Here is a 14,186-nt window from a genome sequence, read left to right as displayed (position 1 = left end):
GCGAGTCCCGGCCGGAGCATCTGGGCGCGCTGGCGGCGGCGGGGCTGGATGCGCACGGCATCGTCGCGCTGTCGCAGCTGATCGCACTGGTGAACTATCAGGTCCGCCTGCTGGCCGGACTGCGGGCGTTGGCAGGCGGTGCGGCAGGCGGTGCGGCGGAGCCGCCGTCCGGCCCGCTGCCCGCCGGGGCACCGGTGCCGGTCGATGCGGACATCGGCTTCACCACCGACGTGCTGGACTGGAAGCCCTGGCTGACGCCTGTGGTGCTGGAGGATGCGACGGAGGAGCAGCGGCTCGCTCTGGCGGTGACGCCGTCCAACATCGCCATCGGCGCCTATTCGCTGGTGCTGGCGCATGAGCCGGAATCGCTTCTGCACCGCACGCCGCTGTTCAACGGCATCATGTATGCCCCGCGCGGCCTGCCCCGGGCCGAGCGCGAGTTCGCAACCGCCGTGGAATCGGTGTTGAACGGCTGTGTCTATTGCGCCTCCGTCCACGCCCGCCGCTTCGTCGAGCTGACCGGGGGCAGGGACGCGGTCGATCTGCTGTTCGCGCAGGGGATTGCCGGCCAGGACGATCCGCGCCGCCAAGCCATCGCCCAGGCCGCCGCCCGCCTGACCGCCACGCCAGCCGCCCTGACGGCGGAGGATGTCGCAACGCTTCGCGGGGCCGGAGTGGAGGACGGCGAGATCCTGGATCTCGTCCTGGCGGTCGCGATCTTCGCCTGGGCCAACCGCTTGATGCTGAGCCTGGGCGAGGCCGTGCGCTGAACGGAGCCTCGGCCGGACCGAAAGGCCTGTCCGCAGCGGCGGTCAGGCCTTTCACCGGGCATCCGCGGCCGCCAAACCATCCCCTGCCTGGAGACGGTCAACGAGAAAGCCGCGGGCCTGATTCCCGCTCTCTGCCCCGCCTCCGGCACCGAGCAACAAGTCGATCCTGTCGCGCAGGGCCAGCAGCGCCGACCGGTCCTTCTCCGCCAGATCCGGCGCCGTGTCGATCCGGTCCAACTGGCGAACGCAGCGCCGCACCGCCGATAGAGCGCGCGGGACCGCCGGCAGCGCCTCGCGCCGCATCCGCCGTGCCTGCCGCACGGTGAGCGCTCCGCCCACCGCCTGCCGCCACAGCTCCGCCTGCGCCGATGCGTCGCGCACCCGCGCGATCTCCACCAGCAGCGAGCGCGACACCACCCGCCGCGCCTGCGGATATTCCATTTTGATCCAGTCCGGCAGCCGGTTCAGGCCCAGCATGTCGCCGATCCAGCTCGTGCTGCGCCCGACCAGCCGGGCCAGCGCTTCGCGTCCCCAGCCCCGCTCCACCAGCCGCTGAAGCGCTTCGGCCAGTTCCAGCGCGTCCAGCCCCTGGCGCTGCATGTTCTCCACCAGCGACAGCACCGCGGCGCTTTCGTTGGTCACCGGCACCGCCGGCACGCCGGCCCGGCCCAGCGCCTGCATCGCACGCAGCCGCCTTGCGCCGGCCAGCAGTTCGTAACGCCCATTCCCCAGCGGACGGACCATGATGGGCTGCAACAGCCCGACCTCTTCGATGGATCGGGCGAGCGAATCCAGCCCGTCGTCGTCGATGCGGCGGCGGGCATGGCTGTCAGGCACGGCGATGGCGGCGACGGCAATGCACGCGGCGTCGCCCATGGCGGCAAGGCTCATGGCACACGAACTCCTGGGGCGGGCAGGGGAGGGGTCGGGGAATTTGCGGGCGCAGCTGGCCCGCTGGCGACGACGACACTGCCGACAGGCAGGCATATTGTCAATATAAAGGAAATAAATCCTTCAATACGCCAGCCTCAACGTACATGCCGAGGCCGTGCGCCCGCTGCTTCTTCACACGGCCCGCACATAGGCGGTCTTGACGGAGGTGTAGAACTCCACCGCATAACGGCCCTGTTCGCGCGGGCCATAGCTGGACCCCTTGCGTCCGCCGAACGGAACATGGAAGTCCAGGCCGGCGGTCGGCAGATTGACCATGACCAGCCCCGCCGCGGAGTTGGCGCGGAAATGGGTCGCGTGTTTCAGCGAACCGGTGCAGATGCCCGACGACAGGCCGAAGGGGGTGTCGTTCGCCACGCTGAGCGCCTCGTCGTAATCCCTGACGCGGATGACGCTTGCGACCGGCCCGAACACCTCCTCGCGGTTGATGCGCATGGCGTTGGTGGTTTCGGTGAACAGGCAGGGCGAAAGATAGAAGCCGGGCGTTTCCCTGGTTAGCCGCTGTCCGCCGCACTGCCGCCGCGCCCCCTCCTGCTCGGCAATGGCGATGTAGGACAGATCCTGCTCCAGCTGCCGGCCGTCCACCACCGGTCCGATCTCGGTTCCCGGCTTCAGCGCATGGCCGACCGCGAGCCGTTCCAGCCGTTCCGTCACCGCGGCGACGAACCGGTCATGGATGCCTTCGGTGACGACAAGGCGCGACGAGGCGGTGCAGCGCTGGCCGGTCTGGAGGAAGGACCCGTTCACCGCGGCATCGACGGCGACGTCGAGGTCGGCGTCATCCAGCACGACCATCGGGTTCTTGCCGCCCATCTCGAGCTGGCATCGGATCATGCGGCCGACGGCCCGCTGCGCCACCCGGCGGCCGGTGGCGACCGAGCCGGTGAAGGTCACGGCATCCACCCCGTCGACCAGGGCGTCCCCGATAAGCGACCCCGGCCCCATGACGAGATTGAACACGCCGGCCGGCACACCGGCGCGCGTGACGATCTCGGCCAGCGCCCAGGCCGATCCGGGAACGAGTTCGGCGGGCTTGAAGACCACGCAGTTGCCGTAGGCGAGCGCCGGGGCGATCTTCCAGGCCGGGATGGCCATCGGGAAGTTCCACGGCGTGATAATGCCGATGACGCCCACGGGCTCGCGCAGGATGTCGACCTCGACCCCCGGCCGCGTGGACGCGACCTTCTCACCGGGGATGCGCAGGGCCTCGCCGGCAAAGAACTTGAAGACCTGGGCGGCGCGGACCACTTCGGCGATGCCGTCCGCCAGGATCTTCCCTTCCTCCCGCGACAGCAGGGTTCCCAGCTCCTCCCTGCGCGCGAGCAGTTCGCTGCCGACGGCATCGAGGATATCGGCGCGCTGCTGGGGCGTGCTGCGCGCCCAGGCCGGAAAAGCGGCCCTTGCGGCCTGGGCCGCCTCCGCGACCATGCCGCCGTCGGCGACGGCATAGCTGCCGACGATGTCGGTGGTGTCGGACGGATTGACGTTGTCGATGCCGCCGCCGCCGGCCACCCAGCGGCCGGCGATGTGATTGTGTTTCATGGCTGCGTCTCCTCGCCGGGGTCCTGGGAGCAGCCGGCATCCGCGGCGGCGCTGTCGGACATCAGCAGGAAGGCGGAGACGGTCCCCATGCCGTCCACCAGCGGCAGCCTGTCGGGGGCGAGGTCGGTGAGCGCGAGGCAATCGTCGAAGGTCAGCATGTCGTGAGGTTCCTGGTCCGCGGGAGGGCGGGACAACTCCGGTTCATCGGGCCTTTTATCGGGCCGGTTTTCCGTTCCGGCCGGCGGTCAGGCGCCGCGGGCCCGCTCCGCCTGTTCGCGCAGGCTCGTCACCGTGTGCGTCGGGCTGATGGCTTCCGGGTCGATGACCAGTTCCAGCAGGGCGAGGCGTCCTGCCGCCATGGCGCGCTCGAAGGCCGGCATGAACTCCTCGGTCCGGGTGATGCGTTCGGCATGGGCGCCGAAACTCTGCGCCAGGGTGACGAAGTCGGGATTCTTCAACTCGGTGCCGCTGACGCGCCGGGGATACTCGCGCTCCTGGTGCATGCGGATGGTGCCGAACATGCCGTTGTTGACCAGCACCACCACAATCGCCGCCTCGTACTGCGCGGCGGTCGCGAGTTCCTGCACGCTCATCATGAAGCAGCCATCGCCGGCGAAGGCCACCACCGGCCGTTCCGGATGCAGCAGCTTCGCCGCGATTGCCGCCGGAATGCCATAGCCCATCGAGCCGGAGGTCGGCGCCAGCATGGTGCGGAACCGGCGGTAGCGGTGGAAGCGGTTCGGCCAGATGGCGAAATTGCCGGCCCCGTTGGTGACGATGGTGTCCGGCGGCAGGGTCTCGCGCAGCCAGCCCATGATCTCGCCCATCTGCAGCGGGCCGGGGATGGACGGCGGAACGGTCCAGGCGAGATAGGCGTCGTGGATGGCCCTGGTGCGCTCCCGGATCCGTTCCGGGTTCCGGCGGGAGGCCGGCGGCGCCAGCGCGGCGAGCGCCCTGGCGGTCGTGCGCATGCCGGCATTGATGGCGAGCGCCGGCTGGTAGACGCGGCCCAGCTCCTCGACCCCGGCATGGACATGCACCAGGGTCTGGCGCGGGCATGGGATGTCGAGCAGCGTGTAGCCGCCGGTCGTCGCCTCTCCCAGCCGCGGGCCGACGACGAGCAGCAGGTCGGCCTCCTGGACGGTCCTGGCCAGGGCGGGGTTGACGCCGAGGCCGAGATCGCCGGCATAGCTGGGATGGGCGTTGTCGAACAGATCCTGCGAGCGGAAGGACACGCCGACCGGCAGGTCCCACGCTTCGGCGAAGCGGCGGATGTCGTCGCAGGCCTCCGCGGTCCAGCCGCCGCCGCCGACCAGCAGGAGCGGCCTCTCGGCAGCACCCAGCAGCCGCTCCAGCTCCGCCAGATCCTCCGGCCGCAGACCGGGCTCGACCGGGCGGTAGGGTGCGGCCGGGCGGGGGGCCGCCCGTTCGACCAGCATATCCTCTGGAAGGGCGAGCACCACCGGTCCCGGACGGCCGGACGTCGCCGTGTAGAAGGCGCGGCCGACCATCTCGGGGATGCGGCCGGCCTCGTCGATCTGCGCCACCCATTTGCTGAGCGGGCCGTACATGCGGCGGTAATCGACCTCCTGGAAGGCCTCGCGCTCCTGCGCGCTCCGTTCGATCTGCCCGATGAAGAGGATCATCGGCGTGGAATCCTGGTGGGCGATGTGGACGCCGTGGCTGGCGTTGGTGGCGCCCGGTCCGCGGGTGACGAAGCAGATGCCGGGACGGCCGGTGCATTTGCCGTAGGCCTCGGCCATCATCGCCGCTCCGCCCTCGTGCCGGCAGATGGTGACCGCGATCTCCGGCGCATCGACCAGCGCATCGAGCACGGCGAGGTAGCTTTCGCCCGGCACGCAGAAAACCCGGTCGACCCCGTTCAGGCGCAGCATGTCGACCAGAAGGCGCCCACCGGTGGCCGGGGCGGATCCGTTGTTCATCGAGATCATCCTTTCCAATGCGTCCGCAAGCCGGCGGTCCGTCGCCTTGCCTTGCGSMCSCACGACTCCCGTCGCTCCGGCCGTCGGCCGAAGCGTCGCTTCATGTCAGCGATGTGCGATGGTTCAGAGTCTGTCTGATGCTTATTGAAGCATCAGACAGACTCTAAGCTTTTGGTTTTCCGTGTGATTCACGCTTCAAGCGAGTCCGCTTGAACCGATCACACTCTAAAGCCGGCGCGTTACGACGACGGGCCGGTCTTGGCCTCTCCGGCGACGGCGAAATGCTCGGGCTCGATCTCGTTCACCATGATGCGCACGCTTTCGCGCGGCGCGCCGAGGGTGCGGTGGATCGCCTCCGTGACCTCGCGGTACATGGCGGCCTTCTTTTCCTGCGACCGGCCCTTGATCAGGGTGATGTTGACGATAGGCATGGGTCCTCTCCCTTCGGATCGATTGTCAGTGTCGAGACGCTCATTTCCCCACGACATGCGCGACGGAACGGAGGCTGCCGAGCTGGTAGGGCATCAGCTTCGCCACCCGGACCAGCTCCTCGCCGATGCCGGCGATCCTGGCTTCGTCCATGTCACGGGAATGCCCGGTCACCACCAGACAGCCGACATGGCCGTTGTTCCAGGTGGGGATGTTGGCGGCGATGGCGGTCAGGCCGACATGGTGTTCGTCATGCGCCACCACATAGCCCCGCAGGGCGGAGACGCGCAGATCCTCGTCCAGCTCGGCGTGGCTGACGATGGTCTGCGGGGTGTAGACCTTGTAGGGTTCCGGCCCGAGGACGGCGGCACGCTGCTCCGGATCAAGGCTGAGCAGCAGCGCCTTGCCGGAGCCGGAGCCGTGCAGCGGCCCCTGGAGCCAGGTGTTGTAGTAGGGCGACAGCGATCCCGGAGCCTGGGCGATGTCGGTCACCATCCGCTCGGTGCTGAGATAGAGGACGAGCACCACGGTTTCCCGCAAGTTGCGCGCCAGCTCGATCAGCACGGAGTGCGATTCCCGCCGAAGCTGGTTGATGGGATGCATCAGCGGCAGCGGCAGCAGGCCCTTGGGCGACGGCGCATAGCGCTTGGAATCGGCCAGACGGACGACGTAGCCGCTATCCTCCAGCGTGCGCAGCAGGCGCAGCGTCGTGCTCTGGTCCAGGCGGGTCAGCGCCGCGACCTCGCCCAGCATCAGCGGCTGCGGTGCGTCGACGATGGCGTCGAGGATCGCCAGCCCGCGGGCGAGCGTGCCGGCCGGTCCTTCGCGCTCGCCGTCGTTGCCGGCCTTGGTCCGTTCCTCGTCCGCGCTTTTCACCATGGCTGTGCCCTGTGTCGTTGTCCTGCCGGGAGACTGGGCGGCAGGCCGGCCCAGCCGTCGGACCTGTGCTCTCCCGGAAGATGTGTCAAGGTTTTTGCGTGTCATGGGGTCCGGCCGGCTCCGGATCGGCGCCCCAGCCACTGCTTTGCGATCTCCCCGCCACCCTCACCCTGGGCGGGGGGGCGGCCGGGCGGCGGCAGGCCGTCTTCGAACTTCACCGGATAGCCGACGACGCGAATCGGTCCGCCGCTTGCGGTCTCGAAGCTGTGGAGCAGGTTGCGCCCCGCGACCTGATCGGAGGCGAGCGCCTGGACGACGGAGCGCACCGCACCGGCGGGCAGGCTGCGGGCGGCGAGCCGCTCCATCCAGTGGGCGCGGGGCCGCTCGCGGAACCGGGCGGCGAGCCGCTGGCTGAGCAGGACGCGGTTGGCGACGCGGTCGGCATTGGTGCGGAAGGCCGGATCGTCGCGCATCGCGATGTCCTCTAGCACGGATTCGCACAGGGTGCGGAACTGCCGGTCGTTGCCGATGGCGAGCACGAACGGCCCGTCGGACGTCTCGAACACCTCGTAGGGCACGACGTTGGGATGGGCATTGCCGTAGCGCCGGGACTCCGCCCCGGTGGCGAGGGCTCCGGCAGCGACATTGGCCATCGCCGCCAGCTGGCAGTCGAACAGCGCGACGTCGAGGAACTGTCCGCGCCCGGTCCGCTGGCGGCCGAGCAGGGCGGCCAGGATCGCCTGCGAGGCATAGAGGCCCGAGAAGAGATCGGAGACGGCGACGCCGACCTTGGTCGGCGGCCCGTCGGGAAATCCGGTCACCGACATCAGGCCGGTCTCGCCCTGGATGACGAAGTCATAGCCGGCGCGGGCCGCTTCCGGTCCCGTCCGGCCATAGCCGGAGACCGAGCAATAGATCAGCGCCGGATTGACCGGCTTCAGGTCGTCATAGCCGAGCCCGAAGCGGTCGAGGGTGCCGAGCTTGAAATTCTCGATCAGGATGTCGGCCTCGGCGGCCAGATCGCGGATGAGGCGCTGGCCCTCGGCGCTCTTCAGGTCGACGGTCAGGCTGTGCTTCGACCGGTTGGCGCAGGTGTAGTAGGCGGCCAGATCGCCCATGTAGGGCGGCCCCCAGCTCCGGGTCTCGTCGCCGTCGCCGGGGCTCTCGATCTTCAGGACCTGCGCGCCGAGGTCGGCCAGGCACTGGGTGCACCAGGGACCGGCCAGGACACGGGAGAGGTCGAGGACGCGGATGCCGTGGAGGGGGCCCGGGGAACGGGCCGCATCCGGCGCCGCGCCGCCATCGAACACTGTCATTTCTTCGATCCATAATCGTCTGTGGCCGTGGCCCGGTTGCGCTGCCCCGGGAGTGCTTTCAGAGCGCGGCGCGCATCGGGTCCAGGCGGTCCCAGTCGAAGGTGAAGCCGACGCCGGGGCGGTCCGGCACCAGGATGGTGCCGTCCGTCTCGACGGCCATCGCCTCGCGGAACAGCGGCCCGAACCACGGCATGTGCTCGGCATGGATGGCGCCGGCCGACGACGCCACCAGATGCAGGCTGTGTTCGGTGAAGATGTGGGGCGAGAAGGGCACGTCGTGCGCCGCCATCAGCCCGATTGCCTTGCGGAACTCGGTGTAGCCGCCCATGCGTTGCAGGTCGGGCATCAGGATGTCGGCGGCGCGGGCCTGGATCTGCCGTTTCAGGCCGTAGCGCGTGTATTCCGTCTCGCCGCTGGCGATCGGGGTGTCGAGCGCCGCGGCCAGGGCGGCGCTTCCCTCGTCGTTCCAGGTCGGGACGGGTTCCTCGAACCACACCAGTTCGAACGCCTCCAGCGCGCGGCCGAGCCGCAGGGCATGGGCCGGAGTGAGGCCCTGGTTGGCGTCCACCATCAGGGCGATGTCCGGCCCGATGGCGTCGCGCACCGCCTCGATGCGAGCGATGTCGTCCTGCCAGCGCGGCGAGCCGAGGCGCAGCTTCATCGCCTTGAAGCCCTGGTCGACGAAGGCCCGCGCCTCCTGCCGGAGTTCGTCCAGGCTGGAGGACAGCCACAGGCCGCCGCTGGCATAGACCGGCACGCGGTCGCGGTGGGCGCCGAACAGCCGGTAGAGCGGCTGGTTCGCCACCTTGCCGATGATGTCCCAGCAGGCGACGTCGATGGGCGTCATCGCATGCAGGGCGAGCCCGGCCTGCCCGCAGAAATTCAGATGGCGGAACAGGTCGGACCACAGGGCTTCGACCTGGAAGGGATCGCGGCCGATCAGCTTCGGCTTCAGGCTGGCCGCCAGCTGGGCGATGGAGCGCAGGCGGTCGATGCCGAAGCAGAAGCCATAGCCCTCGCCCGATACCCCTTCGTCGGTCCTGACGGTCAGCAGCAGGCACGACACCGTGCTGATCTCGTGGATCGCGGTGCGCAGCGGCCGGTCCAGTTGCAGGTCGACCGCGGCCAGTTCGATGTCGGAGATGCGCAAAGCCCTGCCTCCCGGCTGCCGCGGCCCGCCCGTCCATGGGAAGGGCGCGGACAGTTCACGATGGTGATTGTTCTTGGGGCGCATCGTCGCGCCTGATGGCGTTCGTTGCAACAGTTTTTTCATTCAGTGCATAGTTCATATCAAAATACGCGACTCGCCCCGTTCGATCCGGTTTTCTCATCGATGGGAACCGTTCCCCAACCGTTGCCGTTCGACCCGCTGGATCGATTTTTCCACGGCTGGGACCGGCGAAAGTTCGCACAGACCTCTGTTCAACCCACAAAACGGCGGCGTTTGAAGCCTGACTACAACCGGGAATGGGTTCTTCCGCCATCTCGACATCTTCCGACAAAAAAATGGCGCGGAATGAAAAATGTCTTGCGAAATAATGTTCGGCTCAGAGATGATCAGTCCAAAGCACGATACATAAGAAGGGAGGAACCATGACCACCGACCGGATTCCCGCCAGGATGCATCTCGGCCCCGCAACCGTGACCGCCGCGGGCCTCGCCCTGGCGGTTGGCCTGTTCGCCGGCACCGCCGCTGCCGACACGACGCCGGTGAAGATCGGCTGGCTGTCCTCGCTGACCGGCCCGCTGTCGTCGGCGGCCGTCGCCGAGAACCAGGGCGTCAAGTTCGCCGTGGACGAGATCAACAAGGCGGGCGGCATCGACGGGCGTAAGATCGAGCTGATCACCCGCGACACCGCCGGCGATCCGACCAAGGCGGTCAACTTCGCGCAGCAGCTCGTGCTCAGCGAGAAGGTGGACTTCGTCATCGGCCCGGTGAATTCCGGCGAATCGCTGGCCACCGTTCCCATCCTTGCCCGTGCCGGCGTGCCGAACATCATCATCGGCACGGTGGACGAGCTGACCGATCCGCAGAAATACCCGCGCGCCTTCCGGGCCATCGCCACCAACGAGCAGTGGATCGGCAGCGCCAACGACTATGCCATCAAGACGCTGAAGCGCAGCAAGGTGGCGATCATCGGCGACACCACCGGCTACGGCACCTCCAGCGCCAAGAAGGCCGAGGCGCTGCTGGCCGATGCCGGGATCAAGCCGGTCTACAGCGTGCTGATCGACGCCAACAAGACCGACGTGACCGACGAGATGACCAAGGCGCGGGCCGCCGGGGCCGATGTCGTCATGCCGTGGTCGGCCGCCACCGGCCTGCTCGCCCGCGTGCTGAACGCGCGGGGCAACATGCAGTGGGACGTGCCGGTCGTCGGCCATCCGGCCATCATGGGGCTCCCGATCAAGGATCTGCTGAACAAGCCGGAATACTGGGAGCAGACCTATGCCGCCGGCTACAGCAGCACGACCTACGGTGCGGACGGCAAGCTGCCCGGCCCAACGACCGTGCTGATGGACAAGATGCGGCCGGAGTTCGGCGGCACCATCAACTTCACCTTCTGGTGGGTCACGCTGGGCTACGACACCGTCAAGATCATCGAGCATGCGGTGAAGACGGCGGGCTCGACCGACAAGGCCGCCGTCCAGAAGGCGCTGGAAAACACCCAGAGCCTCAAGGGCACCTATGCCGATTACAGCTGGGGGCCGAAGCAGCGCAACGGCTTCCCCGACTCCGGCATCGTGATCAACAAGGCCAACACCTTCAAGGACGGCAGCTTCGAGGCGGCCCCGCACTGAGCCGGCCCGTGCCGGGTCGCCGGCATCGGACTCAAGGCTTCACGGCCCCGGCGCGGGCCGGAGAGCGTGCGGCCCGCATCGGGCCGCAGGGTCTGCCTTCGCGCCGTCTTGCAATTCCGCAGCAATTCACAAACGGATGGGCAGCATGCTTACCGTTCTGGTGTCGGGGCTGGCGATCGGCGCGCTCTACGCGGCGACGGGCCTCGCCTACAACATCATGTTCTCGACCTCCAAGGTCCTGAGCGTGACGACCGGCCACATCTGCATGCTTGGCGGTGTCTTCGGCGCCTACTTCATGCTCGACCTCGGGCTTCCGGCGCCGCTGGCGCTGGTCGGGGCGGTGCTGGTCGGGGCGGCCTTCGGCCTGCTGACCGAGGTCATCGCCATCCGCCGCGTTCTCGCCCGCTCCGACGAGCATCTCTGGCTGCTCAGCACGCTGGCGCTGGCGACCATGGTGCAGCAGGCGGTCGGCCTGTGGTGGGGCACCGAGCCCCGCCCGTTCCCGCGGCTGGCCGACCAGGATTTCACGGCCGGCGTGCTGGACCAGAAATACTGGCTGCCGATTGCGGCGGTGGTCGCCATGGCGCTCGGGCTCGAATTCTTCTACCGGCGGACGATGTACGGCAAGGTGTTCCAGGCCGTGTCGGAGGACGCCTTCGCCGCCCGCGCCCGCGGCATCGCCACCGACCGCACCCGCGCCCTGTCCTTCGCCATCGCCGGCGCGCTCGGCGGGCTGGCCGGCTTCGCGGCGGGGCAGCTGACCTTCGCCTTCTTCGCCCTCGGCCTGACCCTCACGCTCTACGGCTTCATCGCGCTGGCGGTCGGCGGGCTGGGCAGCAATGTCGGTGCGCTCGTCGGCGGCGTCGCGCTGGGCCTGTTCCAGACGCTCGCGACCTACCTGTTCGGCGGCGAGTACCAGCAGACGATTGCGGTCGGCCTGCTGATGGTCGTGCTCCTGGTCAAACCCGAAGGTCTCTTCGGCTCCAAGAAGGTCCGCCCGGTATGACGACATCCTCCCTTCCGCGCCTCGGGACGCTCGCCGTCGGCGGCATCCTGGCGGTGACCCTGCCATTCTGGGTCGGCGACTTCTACCAGCTCCACCTCGCGGCGCTGATCGGCGTCTACTGGGTGCTGATCGCCGGCCTCAATCTGGTGGTCGGCTACACCGGCCAGCTGTCCATCGGCCATGTCGGGCTGCTGTCCATCGGCTCCTACGCCTTCGCCATCGTCGTCGGGCGCTACGGCGTCGACCCGCTGCTGACGCTGGCGCTGGCCGGGGGCTTGGGCGGGCTCTGCGGCTTCCTGCTGGGCCTGCCGTCGCTGCGCCTTCCCGGCTTCTACTTCGCCATGGCGACGATGGCCTTCGCCCTGATCATGGCGGAGCTGTCGCTGGCCCAGGGCGGCCTGACCGGCGGCGGCGCCGGGCTGCCGGTGCCGGGCTTCGCGGCGCCCTTCGACACGCCGACCGGCTTCTACTGGCTGGTGCTGCTGGTCGCGGCGCTGATCACCTGGATGACGTGGAACGTCGCCCGGCTGATGTGGGGCAGGGGGCTGATCGCGCTGCGCGACAGCGAGGTGGCCGCCGCCGCGGTGGGGGTGCCGATCTTCCGGCTGAAGCTCACCGTCTTCACCTTCAGCGGGGTCACCGCCGGGATCGGCGGCGCGCTGTTCGCCTCGTTGCAGAGCTACATCACGCCGGAGACCTTCGTCTTCGAGCTGGGGCTGTTCTTCTTCGTCTGCATCATCATCGGCGGCCGCGGCAGCATTCTCGGCCCCTTCGTCGGGACGGTGGTCCTGACCGCCCTGCCGGAGATGGTGGCGCCGCTCGCCAAGCTCGGCAACTTCTTCTACGGCCTGCTGCTGCTGGCGGTGGTGCTGGTGGTGCCGGAGGGCATCGGCCACGTCATCAAGTCGGTCCTGGCCCGTTTGCAGAAGAAAGGTCCGGAACCGAAGGGCCTCCAGCCCGACATCGGCCGCCTGGCCGCCGCCGTCCGGCGGGGCATGCAACGGGACATTCAACGGGGGCACGCATCATGAGCACGCTGGTTGCCGACACAGTGAGCAAGCGCTTCGGCGGCGTGACGGCGCTCAGCAACGTGTCGCTCGAATTGCGGGAAGGCGAGATCCACGGCCTGATCGGCCCGAACGGCAGCGGCAAGACGACCCTGCTCAACCTGCTGACCGGTTACTATCAGGTCGACGAGGGCGACATCCGGCTGGACGGGGAGTCGCTGGCCCGCTCGCCGGTGCAGCAGCGCCCGCGCGTCGGCGTCGCCCGCACCTTCCAGAAGCCCCGCCTGCTCGGCAGCCTCAGCGTGCTGGACAACGCAATGCTGGGCGGCTGGTGCGAGACACGCGCCGGCTTTCTGGAGACCGCCCTGGCGCTGCCGCGCGCCCGCCGGGAGGAGCGCGCGCTGCGCGACCGGGCGGAGGAGCTGCTGCACGGCGTCGGGCTCGGCTATGCCATCCATCGCCGGGCGAGCCTGCTCGACCATGCCGAGCAGCGTTTCCTGGAGATCGCCCGCGGGCTGGTCATGCGCGCCCGCTTCATCCTGCTCGACGAGCCGGCTGGCGGCCTGACGGAGGGGGAGATCGAGCATCTCGCCAGCATCGTCACCGCGCTGCGCGACGCCGGGATCGGCGTCCTGCTCGTCGAGCACCATACCGACTTCGTGTTCAGCGTGTGCGACCGCGTCACGACGCTGAATCTGGGGCGCATGATCAAGCACGCCACGCCGGCCGAGGTGCGCAGCGATCCCGAAGTCATCCGCGTCTATCTGGGAGCGTGAGATGCACATGGGCACAGTCAATCGACCCAATCAGATCCTGCTCGACGTGGCGGACCTGCATGTCGCCTACGGCAAGGCCGAGGTGGTGCACGGCGCCTCCTTCCGGGTGCATGGCGGCGAGTTCGTCGTCCTGCTCGGCCGCAACGGCGCCGGCAAGAGCACGATGCTGCACGCCATCTCCGGCCTGATCCCGAAGAAGGCCGGGCGCGTCACCATGGCCGGGGCGGAGATCGGTGCGGCGACGCCGCGCGACATCGTGCGCTCCGGCGTCGTTCAGGTGCTGGAGGGGCACCGGGTGTTCGGCGGCCTGTCGGTGGAGGACAACCTGCTCCTCGGCACCTATGCGCGGGCATCGCGCGGCGACCGCTCCAAGCTCGACCGCATCTACGGCCTGTTTCCGGAACTGGCGGAACGCCGGAACCAGCAGGCGTCGCGCCTCAGCGGCGGCCAGCAGCAGATCCTGGCGGTCGGGCAGGGGGTGATCGGCGATCCCAGGCTGCTGATCCTGGACGAGCCGTCGGGCGGGCTGGCGCCCATCGTCATCGACCGCATCCTCGACGTCGCCAGCGACCTCTGCAAGGGCGGCATGGCGATCCTGCTGGTCGAACAGCTGGTGGAGAAGGCGCTGCGCCACGCCGACTACTGCTACCTCACGGAAACCGGGCGGATCGTCGGGGCGGGCACGCCGTCCGAAATCCAGAGCAGCGACCTGTTGCAGCGCGTCTATCTCGGCGGGGCGCACTGATCCGGAAAGCGCGGTGGGGC

14 protein-coding genes are annotated in these 14,186 nt (G+C 68.8%); 6 read left to right on the top strand and 8 right to left on the bottom strand.

The window, feature by feature from the left end:
- Positions 1 to 770: peroxidase-related enzyme (locus VH569_RS33335; RefSeq protein ID WP_423321342.1), on the top strand; the 770-nt coding region annotated here is incomplete at its 5' end.
- A 51-nt stretch (positions 771 to 821) separates the two neighbouring features.
- On the opposite strand, the gene VH569_RS33330 is transcribed toward VH569_RS33335, so the two are convergent.
- From VH569_RS33330 to VH569_RS33295, 8 genes are all read right to left on the bottom strand, one after another.
- Entirely contained in the window at positions 822 to 1,661 is an 840-nt protein-coding gene (locus VH569_RS33330; protein ID WP_423321340.1) for a ParB/RepB/Spo0J family partition protein, read from the bottom strand.
- A 174-nt stretch (positions 1,662 to 1,835) separates the two neighbouring features.
- Positions 1,836 to 3,263 (bottom strand): aldehyde dehydrogenase family protein, encoded by a 1,428-nt coding sequence (locus VH569_RS33325; protein ID WP_423321338.1) that lies wholly within the window; start codon positions 3,261 to 3,263, stop codon positions 1,836 to 1,838.
- Positions 3,260 to 3,421, bottom strand: coding sequence for a hypothetical protein (locus VH569_RS33320; RefSeq protein WP_423321337.1), 162 nt, complete (start codon positions 3,419 to 3,421; stop codon positions 3,260 to 3,262). Before VH569_RS33320 ends, VH569_RS33325 begins: the two co-directional genes overlap by 4 nt.
- Positions 3,422 to 3,508: 87 nt before the next feature.
- Positions 3,509 to 5,206, bottom strand: coding sequence for a thiamine pyrophosphate-binding protein (locus tag VH569_RS33315; protein WP_423321335.1), 1,698 nt, complete (start codon positions 5,204 to 5,206; stop codon positions 3,509 to 3,511).
- A gap of 239 nt (positions 5,207 to 5,445) precedes the next feature.
- A complete protein-coding gene (locus VH569_RS33310) occupies positions 5,446 to 5,637 on the bottom strand; it encodes a 2-hydroxymuconate tautomerase (protein WP_098734949.1) in 192 nt (63 codons plus the stop codon).
- 40 nt (positions 5,638 to 5,677) lie between these two features.
- A complete protein-coding gene (locus VH569_RS33305; protein WP_376966878.1) occupies positions 5,678 to 6,514 on the bottom strand; it encodes an IclR family transcriptional regulator in 837 nt (278 codons plus the stop codon).
- A gap of 101 nt (positions 6,515 to 6,615) precedes the next feature.
- The gene (locus VH569_RS33300) at positions 6,616 to 7,830 is read right to left on the bottom strand and encodes a CaiB/BaiF CoA transferase family protein (protein ID WP_423321332.1); all 1,215 of its coding nucleotides are present in this window, start codon (positions 7,828 to 7,830) and stop codon (positions 6,616 to 6,618) included.
- A gap of 58 nt (positions 7,831 to 7,888) precedes the next feature.
- Positions 7,889 to 8,980, bottom strand: a complete 1,092-nt coding sequence (locus VH569_RS33295) for a mandelate racemase/muconate lactonizing enzyme family protein (RefSeq protein ID WP_423321330.1) — start codon at positions 8,978 to 8,980, stop codon at positions 7,889 to 7,891.
- A 443-nt stretch (positions 8,981 to 9,423) separates the two neighbouring features.
- On the opposite strand from VH569_RS33295, the gene VH569_RS33290 reads away from it, so the two are divergent.
- From VH569_RS33290 to VH569_RS33270, 5 genes are all read left to right on the top strand, one after another.
- Positions 9,424 to 10,632 carry an ABC transporter substrate-binding protein gene (locus VH569_RS33290; protein ID WP_423321328.1) on the top strand — a complete coding sequence of 403 codons (1,209 nt, stop codon included), beginning with the start codon at positions 9,424 to 9,426 and terminating at the stop codon, positions 10,630 to 10,632.
- Positions 10,633 to 10,777: 145 nt separating this feature from the next.
- On the top strand, positions 10,778 to 11,638 hold the full coding sequence (locus tag VH569_RS33285) for a branched-chain amino acid ABC transporter permease (RefSeq protein WP_423321327.1): 861 nt from the start codon (positions 10,778 to 10,780) through the stop codon (positions 11,636 to 11,638).
- A complete protein-coding gene (locus VH569_RS33280) occupies positions 11,635 to 12,669 on the top strand; it encodes a branched-chain amino acid ABC transporter permease (RefSeq protein WP_423321325.1) in 1,035 nt (344 codons plus the stop codon). The genes VH569_RS33285 and VH569_RS33280 overlap by 4 nt, the downstream gene beginning before the upstream one ends.
- Positions 12,666 to 13,421: an ABC transporter ATP-binding protein gene (locus VH569_RS33275; RefSeq protein WP_109095565.1), complete on the top strand. Its 756-nt coding sequence runs from the start codon at positions 12,666 to 12,668 to the stop codon at positions 13,419 to 13,421. The genes VH569_RS33280 and VH569_RS33275 overlap by 4 nt, the downstream gene beginning before the upstream one ends.
- A 1-nt stretch (position 13,422) precedes the next feature.
- The gene (locus VH569_RS33270) at positions 13,423 to 14,166 is read left to right on the top strand and encodes an ABC transporter ATP-binding protein (protein WP_423321322.1); all 744 of its coding nucleotides are present in this window, start codon (positions 13,423 to 13,425) and stop codon (positions 14,164 to 14,166) included.
- Positions 14,167 to 14,186: the final 20 nt, after the last annotated feature.

This window comes from Azospirillum sp. 11R-A (assembly GCF_049472615.1).
GTDB classification, from domain to species: Bacteria; Pseudomonadota; Alphaproteobacteria; order Azospirillales; family Azospirillaceae; genus Azospirillum; species Azospirillum palustre.
This window is presented reverse-complemented; position numbering and strand designations above follow the sequence as displayed.